Raw genomic sequence first — 21,570 nt, 5'->3', positions numbered from 1 at the left:
TTTATGAAACTTAAAGATTTAAAAGCAGAAGTTGAAGAAAATTCATTACAGCAAGCCCTTCCTCTTGAAAAACCGGAATCCCGGCTCAAGGAAATGTGGGAGGCCCTGCGTGAAAATAATGCTGCCGTAGTTGGCTTGTGTATTATACTTTTTCTTATTCTGGTTGCCATATTGGCACCGTTGATAATGCCTTACGATCCAAACCTGTCCGACATGAGCAAGAGCTTTTTGAAGCCGGGCCCGGACCATTGGTTCGGCACCGACCAGCTGGGCCGTGATATTTTAAGCAGGATAATATCAGGTGCCAGAATATCTCTTACCGTTGGATTGAGTGCTGTGGTCATATCCCTTACCATAGGTGTTGTGCTTGGCTCCATAGCAGGTTACTTTGGAGGCAAGGCAGATATAATCATCATGCGTTTTATGGATATGATGCTGGCCATTCCTTCCATTCTCCTTGCAATAGCTTTTATGGCCGCACTTGGAAAGGGAATTGACAAAGCGGTTATTGCAATAGGGCTTGTTTCAATTCCCGAATACGCACGTATAGTGCGGGGAAGTATCCTTTCGGTAAAAGAGAATGACTATGTACAGGCGGCACGGGTTATCGGCAACAAGAACAGCAGGATAATTTTTAAGCATATTCTGCCGAATGTACTTTCTTCCATTGTTGTAAGAGCAACACTTGGAATCTCCACTGCAGTACTGGACACTGCCGCCCTTGGATTTTTGGGCCTTGGAGTACAGCCGCCTGTTGCGGAGTGGGGCGATATGCTGGGACGTGCAAGGGGCTTCATTTTTACCGCACCGTATACCCTCATTTTTCCGGGCCTGGCAATTACAATCACAGTATTGGCATTCAATCTTTTGGGCGATGGTTTGAGAGATGCTCTTGATCCGAAATCCAGAAAGAATTAAGGTGGTGCAGACATGTTACTTGAAGTTAAAAATTTAAAAACAGAATTCAAACTAAAAAAAGGTGTAGTCAATGCTGTTGACGACATCAGTTTTTCTTTAGATAAAGGTAAAATACTTGCAATAGTAGGTGAATCGGGTTCGGGTAAAAGTGTCACCTCCCTTTCCATAATGGGCCTGCTTCAGGACCCCGGCCGCGTAGCGGAGGGTGAAATCCTGTTCAAGGGCAAGGATTTGCTTAAGATGAGCAAGGCTGAAAAGCGTTCGGTACGCGGAAATCAGATTTCAATGATCTTTCAGGAGCCCATGACTTCCTTAAATCCGGTTTACAGGATCAAGGATCAGATCATGGAAAGTATTATGACACATATGAAGGTTTCCAAAAAGGAAGCTCTCAAGCGTACCATCGAAATGCTGGAGATAGTCGGAATACCCTCGGCTGAAAAGCGTGCCTATGATTACCCTCATCAAATGAGCGGAGGTATGAGGCAAAGGGTTATGATAGCTATGGCATTGATAGGAAATCCTGAACTCCTGATTGCCGATGAACCGACAACTGCGCTGGATGTTACCATACAGGCCCAGATACTGGATCTGCTGTACCATATGCGTGAAAAATTCAATATGGCTGTAATGCTTATCACACATGACCTGGGCGTGGTATCCGAAGCTGCCGACCATGTTATAGTAATGTATTGCGGCAAAATAGTCGAAGAAGCAGATGTGCGTTCACTGTTTGAAAATCCTCTCCATCCCTATACACTGGGTTTGCTTCGCTCCATTCCAAGACTCGAGGATGAGAACGATGAACCTCTCTATATGATAAAGGGTATGGTGCCAAATCCTTTGAACATGCCGGCAGGCTGCCCGTTCTCCGACCGCTGCGACAGTTGTATGGACCGCTGCCGGAAGGAAATGCCCCAACTGGTGGAAAAGGATGGGCACAAGGTGCGTTGCTTCCTTTATGAAGATGAAAGACAAGGAGGTAAACGAACATGAGTGAAGTTCTGGTTGAAGTAAAAAACCTTAAGAAGTATTTCACGCTGGATCATGACTTTTTCGGCCGTCCCACCTCGGTATTAAAGGCCACCGATGACGTATCTTTCAGTATCAATAAAGGTGAAACCCTTGGTCTGGTCGGTGAGTCGGGTTGTGGAAAAACCACCATCGGAAAGATGCTGGTAAACCTTTATGAACCCACAGAAGGGCAGATTATATTTGAAGGCACGGATCTGACAAAATTGTCTGAAGCCAAGCGCCGTGCATACAGCAAGGACATTCAGCTTATTTTTCAGGATCCCTATGCCTCATTGAATCCGAGAATGACAGTGGGTGACATCATTGCCGAGCCAATCAGGATTAATAACCTGCTGCCAAAGGAAAAGATTGAAAGCAGAGTAACTTATTTATTGAATTGCGTAGGTCTGGCAAATCATCAGAGAAACCGCTATCCCCACGAATTTTCGGGAGGACAGCGCCAGCGTGTGGGCATTGCCCGTGCACTTGCCGTGCAGCCCAAGCTGATTGTCTGTGATGAGCCTGTATCAGCACTGGATGTGTCAATACAGGCACAGGTTCTCAACCTGCTGGATGAACTGAAGGAGGAATTCCGACTCACCTACCTCTTCATTGCCCACGGACTGAATGTGGTGAAGCATATCAGTGACCGGGTAGGCGTCATGTACCTTGGGAGGCTGGTGGAAATGGCACCAAAGAAGGAGCTGTATTCCAATCCGATGCATCCTTATACACAGGCGCTACTGTCGGCCATACCCTCGGTTGATCCAAACACCAAAAAGCAGAGGATAATCCTCTCAGGTGATGTGCCAAGCCCAATCAACCTCCCTGAGGGCTGCCGCTTCTGTTCACGCTGCTTTAAGAAAATCGAAGGCTGCGACAGGGATGAACCTGGCTTGAAAGAAGTTTCACCGGGGCATTTTGTAGCCTGTAAGCTGTATTAAAAATATCACTTGAATATAAGTTAACCTAAACCGGCACAGCAGGTCAGGTTAACTGGACCAGAAACCTCCTGAACACCGGCCTTTTGAATGTTCAGGAGGTTTATTTGCGTCAAAAAACAGACTTATCTCAGAATGGTACGTAAAGTATTATGTTGCAGCAATAATATACCACTCAACAGGAGAAAAATGATGAACAAAACTGACTTATTAAAGGCTAACGGAAAAACAGGATTTTTATATAGACTGTTATTCATACTGATGATACCTGCGGCACAGGGGTTGTATTTTCTAATCAACCTGACTACTACAAGGGCATATGACATCACCATATTTCTGGATAAATACATACCTTTTAATGAGTGGTTTATCCTGCCCTATGTATTCTGGTATTTTTATACCTTCGGCGCATTGGTTGTTCTGGCGTATAAAGACTGCAAAACCTATTACAAGCTTTTGTTCAGCATAGTTACAGGGATGATGGTATGCTTCGCCGTATATTTCATATTCCCCACCACAGTGCCCAGGCCGCATGTGCCGGGTACAAACCTCCTTCAGAAAATGGTTCTGATGATTTACGGCAATGATAAGCCCTACAACTGCTTTCCAAGCATTCATATGCTGGACACCCTGTTGATCACCATGTTTATATTCAAGCATAACAAAAACCTTATACTAAAGGTAACATCAGCCGTCATATGTGTATCCATATATATGTCCACCTGGTTTGTAAAGCAGCACAGTATTCTGGATGCGGTTGCCTCCACTATTTTAGGGATTATACTGTTCCTGGTGTTTGAAAATGAGTATGTTATCAGAAAACTTGAAAATTTGCGTGAGATATTGACCCTGCAGAAGCGGGTGAAGGGATTGTCGGAATAAAGAGAATCTTATTATAATTCATGCTTTCTTTACCAATAAGCAAAAATATTATATAATTCTTTTATTGTATAAATATTAATTATTTGTATAATTAGAGAATATATAATATTTTTTTATTTTCAAGTATATCCGGTCAGCCCGGCATGGAGGTCGCAATGGGGTTTAAAAGAGAAGAACTGAAAGAGGCACACCGTATTGTTATTAAAGTGGGAACATCCACATTGACATATGAAACCGGAAAAATAAATTTCACAAGGATAGACAAGCTTGCAAGGATCTTATCCGACCTCTCAAACCAGGGGAAAGAAGTGGTCCTGGTTTCTTCAGGGGCCATTGGGGTGGGAGTGGACAAGCTCAAGCTGCCCGAAAGGCCCAAGACCATACGTGAAAAGCAGGCCGTTGCGGCTGTGGGGCAGTGTGAACTCATGCACATGTACAGCAAATTCTTTTCCGAGTACGGGCATATAGTGGCGCAGATCCTTTTGACAAGAGATGTGGTGGGTGACGAAACCTGCAGCAGAAATGTTGTTAATACCTTTGAAACACTGCTGGCAAAGGGCATAGTACCCATAGTCAATGAAAATGACTCTGTGTCAATAGTAGAGCTCAAAGCCGGACAGAAAGATACCTTCAGCGAAAATGACACCCTGTCGGCCATAGTCGCAAAGCTTATAAGAGCCGACCTTCTAATAATACTTTCCGATATAGACGGCTTCTATGATTGCGATCCGAGAAAGAATCCCGACTCAAAGATGTTATCTGTGATAGAGGAGATAACTCCCGAGATAGAGTGCTACGCAGATGGAGCCGGAACCAAGCGCGGGACAGGGGGAATGGTTACCAAGCTCAAAGCGGCAAAAATAGCTACTAAAGCGGGGGTTAATGTGGTGCTTACCAATGGCAGCCATCCTGAATCAGTTATGGACATTATAAACGGTGACGAGATAGGAACCGTATTTGTGGGAAGGGATTAGTCAAAGAGCAATTATACGGACAAAGGAATTAAAGGTAAAATGTACCCTGTAAAGCAGTCATAAAAGATTGTTGCTTTACAGGGTTTTCCGATTTTATGGCATATCAGGGAAAGATAAACATGAATGACGGACAAATGGAAATGGAACCGGTGAACTTATGAAGAAATGATATAAAACCTAAAAAAACAGCGTAAAAATGTAAATACTTACCCTTAAAAAGCAAATATAATTTTCAGTATGTGGGCGAATATCTTTTGATACCGTGCACATGGAGAGTTATAAAACGATTGGGGGGGTATTGTTGAAAGGATTTTTAATTATTGGCAGGAAAAAATTTAGTAAAGTGCTCATTTATATGATTATTTTCGGTATGTTGATGACACTTTTTCCTGTAGCTGAAGTACGGGCTGAAACCGGCCCTTTACCGGTTTACGCTGAAGATTTCAGCGACGGTACTGCAGACGGCTGGACAACGTACAGCGGCAGTGACCCTGGCAGACAGTGGGACTGGTCTGTAAATCCTCAAAACCAGTATACGGTTTCGGGGAATACCGGAGCAAAGGCCATAGCCGGAGGCACCGATTTTCAGGATCTGGTTTACGAGGCGGATATTCAGGTAGAGGGTTTCAATGATGATAACTCGGGGCTGCTGTTCAGAGTCTCGGAGCCTTCGGGGAATGCCGGCAACGGATTCAACGGCTATTATGCCGGTATCCGGGTTGACAAAAAGCTGGAACTTGGGCGTGTCACCGGAAGTAATACCTGGAAATCCCTGGTGGTAACAGACCTGCCAACTTCCTACGGGCATATGAAGATCAAGGCTGTTGGAAACGAGATACAGGTATATTTTAATGATATGAGTTCTCCAAAGATTCAATACACAGATAATGACGGCAGTCAGATAACCTCTCCGGGTGCTATTGGTGTCAGGACGTACTGGGGAACATCCAATATTGACAATATCCGTGCAAGGGAATATTCACACATTGAGACTCAGGCTCCGGGTTTCAGCATACCGGAAGGGGCCTATAATGATCCACAGACAGTTGAGATAAGTGCTGGTGATGGTGCTGTCATACATTATACCACAGACGGAAGCATGCCCGATTCCAATTCCCCTGTGTATAGTTCACCCATTCAACTGGAACGGTCGGCTATTGTAAAAGCCTATGCCGAAAAATCTGGAGAAATGGTTTCCGAGATAGCGGCAGCTACATATATTATCGGCAGTATGACTCAAGGCTTCAGTGATGATTTTGAGGATGGCAGTGCCGACGGCTGGACAACTTACAGGGGACTTGACAACAATGAGGGAATTTGGTCGGTGTCGGCAGGAAAGTATATCCTGAATAAGCCGAAAGGAGATAAGGCATTGGCAGACGGTACATCCTACAACAATTTCATATTTGATGCGGATGTAAATCCCGGAACAGGCAATGACAGCAGCGGACTTATTTTCAGATGCAGTGAACCGGGTGACGGCTGTGACAATCTGAACGGATATTTTGCCGGAATAAATGTAAACGGTTATGTTCAGATCGGAAAGATGGACTCCAATGCCAATAATGGAAACGGCGGCTGGAAAGAGCTTTACAGGGCTGTTGCAAATGTACGTGCCAATCAGGATAACCATATGAGAGTATATGCAAACGGTTCGCATTTTTATGTTTTTGTAAATGGAGAGCCGGCAGCAGATTTTATTGATACCGATTATCCGGACGGAAGTGTTGGCGTAAGGGGCTGGAATGTCAATGGAAATGTAACCTTCGACAATATACGGATAACCGGAATGGACATGCTGCTGGGTAGTGTCGAAGCTCCGTTCTTTACTCCTGCTTCGGGGGCATTTGAGACCTCACAGCAGGTGGAGATCTCCTGCAATACTCCCGATGCCGACATCTACTATACCGTTGACGGCAGTATGCCCACTACGGCATCAACTGTTTACAGCGGTGCCATCACCTTGAATGATACCGCCACAGTAAAAGCAATTGCCGCAAAGGCGGGAATGCTGGATTCACAGGTGCAGAGTGCCACATATACAAAGCTCTCGGCCAGTTTCTCGGAGGATTTCAGCAGCGGAAATTATAATAAGTGGACCCCGTACGGAGGAACCTGGAGTGTGAGCGGCAATACATTACAGGTTGCATCAGGACAGGGCTACAAGGTAATGGCAAAAAACACCGAGTTTTCAAATGTAAGCTATGAGGCTGATTTGAAAATAACCGGCGGAACGGGAGATGCAGGTATACTCTTCAGGGTAACGGGAGCCTCGGTGGGCGGTGACAATGTTATCGGCTACTATGCGGGGATCAATGCCGGAGGAGATGCTGTGATCCTGGGGAAAATGAATAATAACTGGAACGAATTGACCAGGGTGCCGAAAACAGTAGATATTAATAAAACCTATCATTTGAAGGTAGTTGCCTATGGAACCTTGATCAAGGTTTTCCTTGACGATATGGCGACACCGGTAATCAGCTTCAATGACAATACTTATACCCGCGGCGCAATCGGGCTGAGAATATATAATGCGTCTGTAGCCTTTGGGAATATACATGCCGAAACCTATGCCGCACCTGTGCTGATAGAAAGCTTAAAGACCGCTCAGGTCACCACCAGGGCAAAGGTGGCACCAATAATGCCTGAACAGGTGACTGCGCTGCATAACAACGGCTCGGAACAAAGCGTGAACGTGACATGGGATACCATAACAGCGGATAAGTATGAAAATCCCGGGAGCTTTACCGTGGAAGGAACAGTTGACGGAACGGCTCTGAAGGCAGCGGCCAAAGTAACGGTGGCCGCCGCGCCGCTTGCTCCCGGAGAGGCTTTGCCGGTAGCAAATCAGGGTCCGCTTGTAAAGACTCCGTTTATTCCGCTTCCCCTTGGATCCGTCAAAGCAGACGGGTGGCTGCTTCAGCAGCTGCTGCTCCAGAAGAGCGGAGCCACCGGACATGCTGAAGAAATATACAGTGAGCTTGGCAGCAACAGTGCGTGGCTGGGAGGAAAGGCCCCGGACTCCGACTGGGAACGTCCGGTATACTATGTAAAAGGGCTGGTGGCGCTTGCCTATACGCTGGGGGATACCGAACTGCAGGATAAGGCGGCCAAGTGGATTGAATGGGCACTGCAAAGCCAGAAGTCTGACGGCTCCTTCGGGCCCTCCACAAGTGCCGACTGGTGGCCCAGAATGCCTATGCTATATGCAATGCGGGATTACTGCGAAGCGACAGGCGACCAGAGGGTCATAACCTTTATGACAAATTATTTCCACTACCAGGCGGCAAATTTGACGGCACGTCCCTTGACGGACTGGTCCAAGGCAAGAGTGGGGGACAACATTGATACTGTTTTATGGCTGTATAACAGGACCCGGGAAGAGAGTCTGCTGGATTTGGCAGACACGCTTAAAAACCAGGGTTACGATCATACAAGTATATTTTCAAACGACAATTTCTTTGGGTTTGGTTCCGATTTTCATCCGAACCATAATGTAAACGTATCCGAGGATATAAAGATGCCTGCCATATATTATCAGAGGTCGGGCAGCGAGGCGGACAAAGATGCCTTCAGGCTTGGCGACAGCCATCTGCTTAAATACCATGGACAGATCACCGGTATGTCGTCGGGCACTGAATTCCTGGCAGGACCCGGCTCAACACAGGGTGCCGAGCTGTGTGCCATTGTTGAAAGAATGCAGTCAAATGAAGAGGCCCAGATGATATTGGGTGATCCATATCTGGGAGACCAGCTTGAGAAAATTGCATTCAATGCACTGCTCGGAGCAATCAGCAAGGACTTTAAACTTCAGCAATACTACTCTCTGCCCAATCAGGTCCAGAGTGTAAACGGCCCGCACGGGCACAGACAGGATTATGGAAACGGCCTGCAGCCAAGCCCGGATTCAGGTTTCCCCTGCTGCCGGTTTGACATGCATATGGGCTGGCCCTACTACGTGAAAAACATGTGGGCTGCCACCGATGACGGCGGCATAGCTGCAATGGCATACGGCCCAAGTAATGTTACTACTAAAATCAACAATATACCGGTTACCATCACAGAGACTACAAATTATCCTTTTGAGGAACAGCTCCGGGTTACTGTAAATACCTCTGCTGATAACCAATTCCCGCTTAAGCTGAGAATACCCGAATGGTGCGGGCAGCCTGTTGTGGAGGTTAACGGGACTGTTCAAACGGGAGTGGCTTCGGGAGAATATTATACAATTGACAGGACCTGGACAGACGGAGATGTTGTTACGCTCAGTTTGCCAATGGAAGTTAAAACTTCAACACAGGTCAGCAATTCAATCGGTGTTGAAAGAGGCCCGCTGGTCTACTCATTGAAGATAGGCGAAAACTGGAAGAAGGTATCCGAAAGAGTTGCAGGGTATGTTGAATACGAAGTATTACCCACAACAGACTGGAACTATGGACTTATTACAGACAGCAGTAACCCGGCTGCCTCCTTTACCGTCAATAAAAGTCAGATGCCGGAGAACCCTTTTATACAGGAAACAACACCTGTTACTCTGACGGCAAGAGCCAAAAAGGTGACGTCCTGGAAACTTGGCCCCAACGGAATGGATGCCGATGAGGTGCCTTTGGGACCTGTAATTTCGGCCATGCCGGAGGAAAATGTGACGCTTGTACCCTTCGGCGCTGAAAATATCAGGGTTACATACTTCCCGAGGATTGCGGATTCCACCACTCCAATGTCCAAAAAGTATGAAGCTGAGGATGCGGTATTATCAGGCGGCGTCAAAGTGAACAACGGAGGGACCGGCTATTCAACAACCGTTTCCAATGGCAGATATGCCGGAAATATTGATAAGGCTGACAGTTCGGTACTTTTCAATAATGTGTATGCAAGAGAAACAGGTACCTATACCCTTGAGATAGCATACGCATCAGGCTGGGCGGGATATTCCACACATAAGCTGACTGTCAACGGACAGGCGGCGGGAAGTGTAAAATATTCTCCCATAGACGGATGGGGCAAATTCAGCAGAATTTATGTGCCTGTAAACTTGAATAAGGGAAATAATACAATACAGCTCACAAAGGGTGAGAATTTTGCAGAACTGGACTATATAGCGGTACTGAATGCAGAGGATACTTTTGCAGCCCCCGTACAGAAGATAACTGTCAGCGGCCTGGGCGGAGCTGCTGCAATAACTGCCAGAGGCGGAACTCTCCAGATGACGGCAGACATTTTACCTGTGGATGCAACAAACAAGGAGATAAGCTGGTCTGTAGAAAATGGCACAGGCAGGGCTGCAATTGATCAGACGGGCTTATTAAAGGCTGCCGCAAACGGAACCGTAACTGTCAGGGCAACTGCCAGGGATGGAGCCGGTGCATCGGGTACTCTGCAGATTGTAATATCAGGACAGCCCGTATACATTCCTGACTTCAGTGAGGATTTTGGGGATCAGAATACGGACAACTGGACTGCATACGGCGGCTCGTGGAGTGCAGCCTCCGGAGCCTGCACCGTCAATCCCGGAGACGGCTATAAAGCCGTTGCAAACGGAACGGATTTCAGCAACTTTATATATGAAGCTGATGTGGCTATAAGCGGGGGAACAGCAAGTGACAACGCCGGACTTATATTCAGGGTCAGTGAGCCTACTGTGGGCGCCGACAACCTGAAGGGCTATTATGCCGGAATATGCAATGACGGAAAAGTACAGATAGGCAGGTTTAACAACGGGTGGAAAGAACTGGCTGCGGCTCCCTTTGCAGTCGAAGCCAATAGGACATACCACTTTAGAGTGGAAGCAAATGGCCCTGAAATCAGTGTATTTGTTGATGACGTCTATGTGGCAGGTGCCGAAGACGGCATGTGGTCTCACGGGGCAATCGGCATGCGTACCTGGAGAGTAAATGCAAAATATGACAATGTAGCTGTTTACATCATCAGGCCTGTAGAAAGCATAACACTGGATAAAGAAACCTTAACGCTGGAGGCATCGGGGACAGCCCAATTGACTGCAACAGCCGGCCCCCATAATGCTACAGACAGAATGGTGCATTTCACCTCGGACAATGCTGCGGTTACCGTGTCAGATGAAATTTATAATGAAGAGACAGGTATGACAACAGTGACTGTTACGGCCGACAATACCGGCAGGGAGGCTATTACAGCCTCAATAACGGCGGCTGCGGAGGACCGGAGCGGCATAGCTTCAATTTGTAATGTGACAGTAAAGCCTCCTGAGAAAACAGCCGTAAATAAAATAACCGTATCAGGAGAAAATGGTGTAAATATTATATCAACAAAGGGCGGACAGCTGAAGATGCATGCTGCGGCAGAGCCGGAAAATGCTGAAGACAAGTCTGTGACCTGGTCTGTTCAAAATGGAACGGGCAGCGCTGTCATAAATGCTAGCGGTGTTCTGACGGCGGTAACCGACGGAACAGTGACGGTTAAAGCAGCTGCGGCAGGAAATCCTGCAGTGTGGGGAACCTGCACTGTAACCATATCCGGTCAAAGCAGCAATCCGGGGGACTCCGGATCAGGCAGTCCGGGCGGCGGCAGCGGTAATGGGAATAACAGCGGAAGCAGCACCGGAAGCAGCACCGGAAATTCAGTTTCAGGCGGAACACAAACACAAGCCGCTTCCTCACAGGTTGCAGTCAAGCCTGTATTGGGTGCCAACAACACCGCACTGGCAGCTGTAAGCGCAGCAGAGCTTGAAAAGGCATTTAATGCCGCTAAAGCCGACAGCAGCGGAATTAAAACAATTACACTTGAGGTTGCAAAGGTTGAGGGTGTTGGCGCCTATACCGTTGAGCTTCCGAAGCAGGTGCTTGCAACAGCCGGTCCGGCCGCCAGAATAAAACTTGCTACAGCTGCCGGAACAGTAACAGTCCCCGGCAATATGTTCGAAAATGAAGATGTGAAAGGCAGTACAATACAGATTACTGTGGGAGCGGCAGATAAGGCGTCCCTGACCGGTGAGCTGAAACAGAACGCCGGCAGCAGACCTGTTATTGAGCTTAAGGCCTCTTCAGGCGGAAATGAACTGAAGTGGAACAATCCTGAGGCCCCAATAAAGGTAGCAATTAAGTACACACCATCAAAAGAAGAGCTTGCAAACCCTGAGCATATCACTGTATGGGGTGTGGACGGCAGCGGCAGAGCAGCTGCAATACCGGACGGAAGATATGATGCCGCGGCAGGAACTGTAAGCTTCACAGCTGAACGCCTGGGCAGGTACGCAGTGGTGTATGTGGAAAAGACCTTTACCGATATCGGAGGATACACATGGGCCAGGAATGCCATAGAGGTAATGGCAGCCAAGGGTATAATAAGCGGGACCTCCGAAACGGCATATTCACCTGGGAAAAGTATCAGAAGGGCGGATTTCATGCTCATGCTGGTAAAAACACTGGGCTTGAGTGCAAAGGTGGATGGCAACTTTGAGGATGTGAAACCGGGCAGCTACTACTACGATGCCGTAGGAACGGCAAAGAAGCTGGGAATCACCAGCGGAGTGGGTGACAATAGATTTGATCCTTCCGGGTATATATCCAGGCAGGATATGATGGTACTTGTCGAAAGAGCACTTAAGGCAGCCGGAAAGCAGGTATCTGCCGGTTCTGCAGCAGACCTGGCAAGCTATAGGGATACAAACAAAATATCAGGTTATGCAGAAGACGCAATATCAGCTCTGGTCAGAGAAGGGCTCATAAAGGGCAGCGGAAATATGATAAATCCCAGAGCCCAATTGACAAGAGCAGAGGCTGCTGCGGTGATTTACAAACTGTATTACAAGTAGAATGACATTTATAACTACATTGTAAAAGTCAGTTGGAAAAAGTAATTTAACGCTGAGAGGCGGGACATGGGAAAACGGTGTCCTGCCTCTCAATATTTTTTAATGCATGGTAATTAATAAGTTTCTATAAAGAAATCCGTCTGGAACCATGTTCCGGACGGATTTCTTTTGGTGCGCCCGGTATGGGCACAGGCTATTTTGATTGAAAAGTATATCATATTAAGGTATTACATCCATCCCATCATCCGGGAGTTCCTCAATGGGTAAAGTTTCCCCTCCAATGGGAGGTACTGTAAATCCATTTCCGGTCTGGTTTTCATTTCCGGTATTTGATGATGAGGCAGGGTGTGATGTCAAGGCATTATGGATTGTACAGTACTCACCCTGCGGAAGCTCGTACATCCAGTCCTTGATTGCTGTGGCCAGGGATTTGTTGCTTGGATCCTTTGGAAGATATGGTACCGGCCTCCGGATGAATACTTTTTCCTGAACAAGATTAGGAGGGCAATATTCGGTGGCCAATAAAGGTCTGCCATAGATATCCTTGCTTGATATATCAACCTTTGCCAGAATGTGAACGTCACATTCATCTTTAGGTTCGGTTCCCTTTGCAAAATATTCGGTACTAATCCGGCTGCCTCTTGGATCACTGGCACAGTAGGGGCCGGGAAGCTTGCCGGAATCGATGCAAATGGATTTTTTCACTATGCCCTCTGGAGCGGGATCAAAATCCTTCACTTCCAGATTTGAGTGTATCCTGTTCATTACCTTGTTCCACAGTAAAAGTGCCTGGTTCCATTCGGTCTTCTTTAATGATTTAGGTGTATTGTAGCCGTACCAGGAAGCTCCTACATAGTAGGGCGAGTAGCCCACAAACCATTTGTCCCTGTAGTCCTCGGTGGTACCGGTTTTTCCGGCGGTAGGTATGGTCTTTCCCTCCTTGTTCTTCACCTGACCGTACCTTAAGTTGGTATCTGGTATATAGCCCGCAGCCGTACCGCTTGTGACAACATCCTTCATCATGCTGGTCATCAGAAAGGCCGTGGTTTCCTTGTAGGCTACATTGGATTTCTGATCCTGTTTTCTGTCAAGGAGGACATTTCCCTTGTCATCGGTAACTTTTGTATAGGATATAGGCTCAACATACATGCCCTGGTTGACAAAAGGTACAAAGGCTGCTGCCATATCCAGCGGGTTAACGCCGTCTCTTAATCCACCCAGAGCCATAGATATATAGCCTTCGTCGGGTCTGTCTATATTTACCTTTTTAAGGTATTTTATTGAGTTTTCGGGTTTTAGATAATCTCTGAAAACCTGGGCGGCAACAACGTTCTGGGATTTTGTTATAGCTTTTCTGATGTTGATAAGTCCCTGGTACGTCCCTGACTCGGCATTTGTTGGATATGGGGTATTCGGTTTGGTAGTGTCCATATAAACAGGTACGTCGTCAATTACGGTGCCGGGAGTTATCAAGCCCAGATCGATTGCCGGAGCATAAACCGCGATAGGCTTGAAGCTGGAGCCTGCCTGCCTTTTCATATCGGTAGCCCTGTTGAGCGCAAAGCTCACTTCCTTGGTTCCGTACTGGCCATACATTCCGCGTATCTGGCCGGTGGTGGGATCCACAACGATCATGGCACCCTGGGCCTGCATATCCGGATTGCTGATTTTTTCGTTTGCAGGAAAGTTCTTAATATTTGTAAATTCCTCGGTCATTATTTTCTGAATGTTGGAATCCTGAGTTGTGTATATATTCAGACCGCTGTTGTAAATTTTTATACTTGCGGCATCGCTTGAAAGATTGTATTTCTTCATTAAATCCTTTTTAACCTGTGTGAGTACATAGTCGACGAAATAACTCTGCACACTTGCAGAGCTTTTTTTGTCTTCGTCCTTGGGCTGATAGAATTTAAGCTGTTCCGCGATGGCCTCGTCATGTTCATTCTGGCTGATATAGCCCTGTCTGAGCATTTCATCCAGGATGGTTTCCTGGCGGTCCTTGTTTCTGGCCTTGTTTTTTTCACCCAATGTAGGATCGTAAAGTCCCGGTGATTTGGTTATGCCTGCAATACAGGCACATTCAGCAAGAGACAGATCCTTTACATCCTTGTTGAAGAATTTCTTTGCGGCGGCCTGAACGCCGTAGACACCTGAACCGGTAGTAATACGGTTCATATAGTTGTCAAGGATCTGGTCCTTTGTGAGAACATTTTCAAGGGCCATTGCCTGCCAGGCTTCCTGAACCTTTCTCTTGATGGTTGATTCTTCATTGCCGGTAATATTCTTAACGAGCTGCTGAGTGATTGTACTGCCGCCGTATGAAGCATTACCAAATGTTATGATATATTCCATTGCAGCTCCCACGAACCGTTTGATATCCATACCGTTATGGGATCTGAATCTTGAATCTTCAATAGCAATAAAGGCATTTCTCATATTGTCGGGTATTTCAGAATGTTCAACGAGTACTCTGTTTTCACTTCCCTTTATCTGGGCAATTTCATTTCCGTCCTTGTCATATATGAAAGAGGTAAGCTTCGTTATATCCAATTGATCAGCTGTTATGGGCGTAGCATTTTTAACATATCCAAAAACTGCTCCTCCCAATATTCCACCAAAAACACACCCTAAAGATATGAGGATAACCAACACTGTCTTTACAACTGCAAAGGTAAATTGGGCATAAGGAGAAGAGCGTTTCTTTTTCTTCTTCTTTGGCTGCTCTTCATTACCAACCGCAGCTTTTTCATTAGGTTTCATAATATCCTCCTCAACTGTTTGTAAAACATTTGTTCTCAATATTATATCACAGCGCGAAATGAGCCGCAACAAATTGCCGTGCCGGGCAATTCTTAACTTTTCATTAAGAAATGCCAGAATCACTTACATTGAGACATGTGCTCCACTCATTAATCATGTGCTCCACTTATTAATAAAATACGGCCCATACCCCTGAGATGTCTGTTTTACAAATAAAAACCCCGTCCACTTTAAGTGAAACGGGGCATAGTCACCTGTTCCGTCAGGCCTCTTCCTGACTCAGGTCCGAGCTTTTTTTAAAATCCTTTTTCTTGCCGAGCAATATCGGCTTTACAGAAGAGGCTTCAAGCATTTTACAGTTGCCGTCAAACAGGCTGCCTTCCTCGCAGACAAAGGATTTTACCTGTATATCTCCTATTACCCTGGCAGATGACAAAAGCTTCAGCAGGCCGGAGGAGAATACATTTCCCTCAATATTCCCGGCAACATGTATATTGGTTGCTGTGATGTCCCCCTTGATAACCGAGGTTTCACCTATGAACAGGTCACCCTGGACAGTCACATTTCCTGTAACCCTGCCGTCTATCCTGACTATGCCTTTGGAGGTTACATCTCCTTTGAGCTCAGTATTTGCGCCTACCAGTGTATCAAAGGTGGCCTTTCCGAAATCCGTTTGTTTATTAAACAAGTTTATTCCTCCTTTAACGGTGATTAGAGTAATTATAACTTAAAATTCAACTTTACTCTAATTCTACCATATTTTGATATTAATCAGCAGATTTTAAATTGACATACTCGGTAGGATCAACAGGTGTATTTCCGATCCTGATTTCAAAATGCAAATGAGGTCCTGTGCTGTTGCCTGTGCTGCCTACCAGAGCTATTTTTTGCCCTTTGTTTATAATATCTCCCTTTTTCACCAGGAGTTTTGAAGAATGGCCGTAAATGGTTCTGAAACCATTCTGGTGATCGATCTTAACATTGTAGCCGTAACCGTTGGAGTAACCTGCGAACTCCACAACGCCCGAGGCTGCCGCAAAAATGGGATCGCCCTTTGACGACGAGATATCCACGCCCTCATGGATCTTCCTTACTTTTTGAATAGGGTGGTTCCTCATGCCAAAGGGCGAAGTGACCGGTCCCCTGGCAGGAACAAATGTCGGGATGGAATCTATGTATTTTTCCAGCTTTTCATTGGTTGCCAGGAGCTGAGCCGTCAAATCCCCATTGTCATTAAAGTCTTTGTTCAATTGCTGAACAATATTGCCCAGCTTTGAAAGATCCATTATTGCATTGTTGCTGCTTTTTGTTGAGACAGAGCCTCTGCTGGTTTTTTTCAGATAATCGTCGGCTATGTCCGAATATAGTTTGGTGAACTCTTCAATTTTTGATTTGGCACTGGAGTTTTCCTGTTTCATATGCTCCAATTGAGTGTTGCTGAGGGAGAGCGATTCATTCTGGCTGTTGATTATTTCAGTCAGATTTTTGATCTGCTGCTGCAGCTCCTCACTGCTTATTTCATTTGCCTGTGGCTGTGAATCCTGCATTTCCTTTTGATGACCGTAGGCAAGGGCAAAAACGGCAGCGGTTGAGAAAATCAGCAAAGCAGCCAGCAGCTTTACAACCGGTGCCTTAAAGGAAATTCTTCTAACATCGTCGTTGGTATGGGGAATTATAACTATAGAATAATTCTTACCCAGTTTTTTTAAATTACTCAAAAATTTCATTTTTTAAATTACCACCATCTCAAATATTTCATTCGGGAAAATTGTTTTAAGCGCAAAATCAATAAAGATAAATATTGTTATACGGCAAACAATCATATATGATTATTTCCACATTTGCAGCATATTAACAATTACCCGTTTTAAATCAAATAAATTTTGGACGCAAATAAGCGCAGTTATCTTTTGTAGGAGTAAAAGAAGAAATAACTATAGAAGCGTAATTGGCAAATTACTATATTCTACAATAAAACGAAATATCCTTTTTTCCAGATTAAAAAAATTATTATTGCAGCAATTATTATGGTATAAACTATGGTATAATATTACCAGATTTTTTGACTAAATTTGACTTTAGAGTAAAGGATTTTTTAAAGTTATATCGAATTACTTAAATTAACTGACTTTTATTTGGAGGTTGCCATGAAAAATGTCAAGAGCACCGTTATAGGAGCTTTTAGTATAGTTGTTGTAATATCCTTGCTCTCATCGGCCATATCGTTCTTCGGCTATAATAAAGTAATGGATTCGGTAAATAATATACAGATCAACAAATCCAACCAGGACATGCTTCAGGAGTTGTCTGAGCTGTCTGCAAAAAGGCAGCAGCTGGCCACTCAAAGTGTAACCTCCATGGGATATAAGGATACCAAAGAATTTCAAGACTTTGGAGACAGTATCGACAATATTGCAAACAAGCTGTTAAACGCCGGAATCAGCCAAACCGACAAGGAGACTGTTCAGCAGCTGTCGGACATAAACAGGAAGTATGCCGATGTCTACCTGAATACAATGGCTGCCGATCTCAAGGCCTTTGACAACAAAAGCATTGCCGGGCTGTCCAAAAATGTTCAAAGCATTTATGACGATGTCCAGAAGGAGCAGCTTGAACAAAGAAACCAACTGGCTTCCGCCCTGGAAAAGGAACTGGACAGCTCATTATTTGATATCATTGAAATTAACAGAAGATTAAAGCTTATAAACTCTGACTCAAAGGAAATGGATGTTGATTTCGTAGAAGTGAAAAACCTGCTGGCCGACGTTTTAAGCAGACTCCAGACAACCGGAGAAAATACCGGAATTTCCTCGGATGAAGAAGAGGAATTGAACAAAAAAATTGAGGCATTGAAGCAGGGTATAACAAACGTAGCTTCCGACGGCCTTATGATTCTTGAGAATTCAGAGGTTTTCGGATTTGACAGGGTTTTCAATATGAAACAGTTGAAAAGTGACCTTGAGCGATATCAAAAGCTGACGGAGATTATTTACCTGACTGCGCAGAATAATTCGGAGTTGATGTATTCCGCTTCGGCATATGACGATAAATCTTCGGATATCAATAAGAATAAAGCGGCGATTGATCAGCTGCTGATAGAACTTGCAGACAGCGGCTTCAACAAAGAGACACTGGATAAAATAAAAAACCGGCATGCAGAATACGCCGCCGCCGCCGCCGAAGTGCAAAAGAGAAGTTTAATAATGCAGAAGGCGGCAATAGCCAACGGTTATACCAGCATGACAGAAATGAACAGGGAATTTACAGATAATATCAATAAGCTGAGGCTTTCCTTTAACGGGTATCTGGCTCAGGATATCAAAACCTCGGGACAGATAAAAACCGCCATATTCTGGATATTGATAGCAATAACCATATTATCCATATCGGCGGGCATGGTTCTTGCACTTGTTTTATCAAAAAAAATTGCAAATCCCATAAATTCTCTGGCAGCTATCCTGTCACGTGTTGAAAAAGGGGATCTGACGGTGCGGGCAGACATAAAGGCCGGCGGAGAGATAGGCGGGTTGGGCAGGAAGGTCAACAGTGTCCTGGACGGACAGCAAAAGATGGTGGAGCAGTTCAGGGATACCACCAATGAAATAAGCGATCTTAAGCAGCGGCTCATTGTACTGGTCAGCCAGAACCGTGAGAGCGTAAATAAAATTTCAAATAACAGGAAAAACCCTGTTCAGGTGTCGGGCAGGTCAATTGACACCGAGAGTATCATAACGGATGTAAAAAGTGTTTCACTTCAGACCCAGAAGGCTGCCGACGACAGCAAAAAAGCCATAGAGCTTGCAAAGTCCAGGGAAAAGACGGTGGAAGAAGCAGAAGTGGTTATAAATACCGTAAATGAAACTGTAAAATCCATTGCTGCTTCCATATCAAAGCTTGAGGAATCCTCTGGAAAGATAGGAGAAATAACCAATACAATTACTCAAATTGCTTCCCAGACCAACCTCCTGGCGCTTAACGCGGCTATTGAAGCAAATAGGGCAGGGCAGCAGGGAAAAGGCTTTGCGGTAGTTGCCGATGAAATACGAAAGCTTTCAAACGCAAGCAATCAGTCTGCGGGAGAAATTAAGAACCAGATAAAGGAAATACAGTCAAGTATCAGCTTTGCAGTTGAAAAAATGAATCTGGGAGTTGTCGGTGTTGAAGACGGCGCCTCCAGAATAAATGATGTAAAGGAAGGCATATCGGAGATAATTGAATCTGTAAATCTTGTTTCACAGACGATAAAGGAATCGGCTGATAAAGCCCATGATCATTATGAATCTACCATTCAGTTCATCGAGGCGGTGGATTCAATGTCAAAAGCCGTATCGGAGACTTCGGCTGCCGGTGATAATATTAATGACATAATTGAGCTGCAAACAAACACATTAAAGGACCTCGACCAGATTTCACAGCTCCTGAATGAGGCATCCGGCGATTTGAAAAACATATCCGACAGGGTGAAAATATGATGCTGCAATGCAGTTTTATACCTGTTACAAGAAAAATAGTTGGAAATTAAAGGTATAACCCTACTGCAATGTGGAATACTTAATATAACGGCATACTGATTCAAATAATAACTTTTTGTCCCTGCAAAGGGACATTTTTTTTGAAGAAGCCGGAATTTCCGGCTTCTTCAAATGACAAGTCATATAAAACCTGTTGAGTTATCCTGTCCTAAAACTACATGGCACGTCCCGGAATAATGGCATCAACCACACCGTAAATTACAGCTGCAATTAATGCTCCTATAATGGTAACATTATACCCGGGAACGATGAATTTTACGGCGTATATTATAATAGCTGCCAGTATGAAGCCGGATATTCCTCTGCCAAAAGGTGCCGCATTGATGCCGGTAATCTTATTGACCAGCCAGTCGAGCACTGCTAAAGCAACTGCGGCCAGTATTAATGAAAACCAGGATGAAATGGCGAAGCAGGGAGTTAGAAAGGCTGTTATAGCCAGTATAACTGCTCCTACAACCAAACGTAATAAGAACGAACCTAAGCCCGATTTTTCTTTTCTTTCTACTTTTTCCATAATATCTGTATCCTTTCATATTAAAGAATATTTAAACGGTCAAGTGCAATAGCTGCCCATGAAGGTTATAACTAATATATATTTTTTACACATTTTTATAAGGTATGCTGTAAAATAATGGGGTCACAAAATAAAAGTCTACTTGCTCTGATCCTGCTGTGACCGGGACTGCTCCATGTTCGGCTGCCCCTGTTGTCCCTGTTGCCCCTGCTGGCTCTGTCCCTGTGCCTGACCGCTCTGCTGCTTGCCGGTCATTCCGGAAATAATCTGGGGTATTTTGTCCATCAGCTGACCTGCGGCAGTACTGTTAAGCGACAGCAGGGATACATTGTCCTTGTCAATAACGATTACGGCATCGGTGCTTAATTTTGCACCCAGGCCAAGAGCTCCTCCAGCCATATTTCCGGCTCCGGACATTGAATTCATACCGGGTGAGATTGTAGATGAAGAACCCGGCTGGGATTTTGAAGCCGAATTGCCGCTGCCGTATCCCAAAGTAAGGGAAACAACCGGCAGGAAAGTTTTATCAGAATGGGTTACCGGCTTGCCTATAAGCCCTTCACTCTGGGTGAAACCTTCGAGGTTTGAAAAAAGTGCGTCAACATTCTGTGTCAAGCTTGTGTTTTGATCCATTGTAAGTTCCTCCTGTTTCTGTAGTATTTTATTAGGTTGGTTAGTGAGGCACCCAAGTTTACACTTGCTTCTGCATCAAAATAAATATAGTCATGGGCAGACATAAAATCCGGTATTTGACTCAGAGAATCTATATTTATAAACTGTGAAGCCGTATTAAAGGCTCCGCAGGCGATGCCTGTTGCAGAAGGATTGGTGAAGCCGTATTTTGTATTAATACTTATCTCTTTCAAATTAAATATTTTTAAAAGATCAGTTTTTCTGATACCTTTCCCACTTTTTTTGCCTCTAGAAAGTATTCCATTACTCCCGGCTTTAATGGTTTTTTTGAACAAATGCATCCGGAATATATATACATCAATCGCAGGATGCCAGTTCTCAATGGAAACTGTTCCTTTTATAAAGGGATATATCCAGTTTACGGACAGATGCATATCATTGCGGTCGGTATCAAATACTAATTTTACTTTTGCATCAAATGCAAACACAAGCAAAAGAACAAAAGCTATCACTATTAATATTATATAAACAATGCCCATGAATGGACCTCCATTCTTTAAATTTATATACTTAACGTACATCTGGTTCAGGTTTCTTATAATTTGAATTACAA

13 protein-coding genes are annotated in these 21,570 nt (G+C 44.9%); 7 read left to right on the top strand and 6 right to left on the bottom strand.

Annotated features, from left to right (window positions below; all coding sequences use genetic code 11):
- Positions 1-3: 3 nt before the first annotated feature.
- The 6 genes from nikC (at position 4) to CTER_RS26880 (ending at position 12,518) form a co-directional block, all read left to right on the top strand.
- On the top strand, positions 4-918 hold the full coding sequence (gene nikC, locus CTER_RS08880) for a nickel transporter permease (RefSeq protein WP_004624823.1): 915 nt from the start codon (positions 4-6) through the stop codon (positions 916-918).
- A 12-nt stretch (positions 919-930) separates the two neighbouring features.
- A complete protein-coding gene (locus CTER_RS08875) occupies positions 931-1,914 on the top strand; it encodes an ABC transporter ATP-binding protein (protein ID WP_004625079.1) in 984 nt (327 codons plus the stop codon).
- A complete protein-coding gene (locus CTER_RS08870; RefSeq protein WP_004624966.1) occupies positions 1,911-2,876 on the top strand; it encodes an ABC transporter ATP-binding protein in 966 nt (321 codons plus the stop codon). The genes CTER_RS08875 and CTER_RS08870 overlap by 4 nt, the downstream gene beginning before the upstream one ends.
- Before the next feature lie 189 nt (positions 2,877-3,065).
- The gene (locus CTER_RS08865; protein ID WP_004624889.1) at positions 3,066-3,755 is read left to right on the top strand and encodes a phosphatase PAP2 family protein; all 690 of its coding nucleotides are present in this window, start codon (positions 3,066-3,068) and stop codon (positions 3,753-3,755) included.
- Positions 3,756-3,910: 155 nt separating this feature from the next.
- Positions 3,911-4,729, top strand: coding sequence for a glutamate 5-kinase (proB, locus tag CTER_RS08860; protein ID WP_004625082.1), 819 nt, complete (start codon positions 3,911-3,913; stop codon positions 4,727-4,729).
- Positions 4,730-5,030: 301 nt separating this feature from the next.
- Positions 5,031-12,518 (top strand): 3-keto-alpha-glucoside-1,2-lyase-like domain-containing protein, encoded by a 7,488-nt coding sequence (locus CTER_RS26880; protein ID WP_004624947.1) that lies wholly within the window; start codon positions 5,031-5,033, stop codon positions 12,516-12,518.
- A gap of 219 nt (positions 12,519-12,737) precedes the next feature.
- Here CTER_RS26880 and CTER_RS08850 read toward each other — a convergent pair whose 3' ends face one another.
- The 3 genes from CTER_RS08850 to CTER_RS08840 form a co-directional block, all read right to left on the bottom strand.
- Positions 12,738-15,278, bottom strand: a complete 2,541-nt coding sequence (locus CTER_RS08850) for a transglycosylase domain-containing protein (RefSeq protein ID WP_004624795.1) — start codon at positions 15,276-15,278, stop codon at positions 12,738-12,740.
- 262 nt (positions 15,279-15,540) lie between these two features.
- Positions 15,541-15,966 (bottom strand): bactofilin family protein, encoded by a 426-nt coding sequence (locus CTER_RS08845; protein WP_004625060.1) that lies wholly within the window; start codon positions 15,964-15,966, stop codon positions 15,541-15,543.
- 79 nt (positions 15,967-16,045) lie between these two features.
- Complete coding sequence (locus CTER_RS08840) at positions 16,046-17,005, bottom strand: peptidoglycan DD-metalloendopeptidase family protein (RefSeq protein WP_004625023.1); 960 nt, start codon at positions 17,003-17,005, stop codon at positions 16,046-16,048.
- Between the two features lie 420 nt (positions 17,006-17,425).
- Here CTER_RS08840 and CTER_RS08835 point away from each other — a divergent pair, with 420 nt between their 5' ends.
- Positions 17,426-19,750, top strand: coding sequence for a methyl-accepting chemotaxis protein (locus CTER_RS08835; protein ID WP_004624998.1), 2,325 nt, complete (start codon positions 17,426-17,428; stop codon positions 19,748-19,750).
- A 214-nt stretch (positions 19,751-19,964) separates the two neighbouring features.
- On the opposite strand, the gene CTER_RS08830 is transcribed toward CTER_RS08835, so the two are convergent.
- The 3 genes from CTER_RS08830 to CTER_RS08820 all read right to left on the bottom strand — a co-directional run bounded on the left by CTER_RS08830 (position 19,965) and on the right by CTER_RS08820 (position 21,496).
- Positions 19,965-20,324, bottom strand: coding sequence for a phage holin family protein (locus CTER_RS08830; protein WP_004624741.1), 360 nt, complete (start codon positions 20,322-20,324; stop codon positions 19,965-19,967).
- 138 nt (positions 20,325-20,462) lie between these two features.
- On the bottom strand, positions 20,463-20,957 hold the full coding sequence (locus tag CTER_RS08825; protein WP_004624847.1) for a GerW family sporulation protein: 495 nt from the start codon (positions 20,955-20,957) through the stop codon (positions 20,463-20,465).
- The gene (locus tag CTER_RS08820; RefSeq protein ID WP_004624960.1) at positions 20,936-21,496 is read right to left on the bottom strand and encodes a hypothetical protein; all 561 of its coding nucleotides are present in this window, start codon (positions 21,494-21,496) and stop codon (positions 20,936-20,938) included. Before CTER_RS08820 ends, CTER_RS08825 begins: the two co-directional genes overlap by 22 nt.
- Positions 21,497-21,570 lie beyond the last annotated feature (74 nt).

The organism is Ruminiclostridium cellobioparum subsp. termitidis CT1112 (assembly GCF_000350485.1).
Lineage (GTDB): Bacteria > Bacillota > Clostridia > Acetivibrionales > DSM-1351 > Ruminiclostridium > Ruminiclostridium termitidis.
The sequence above is the reverse complement of the archived record's forward strand: the minus strand, read 5'-3'. Positions and strand labels throughout refer to the sequence as shown.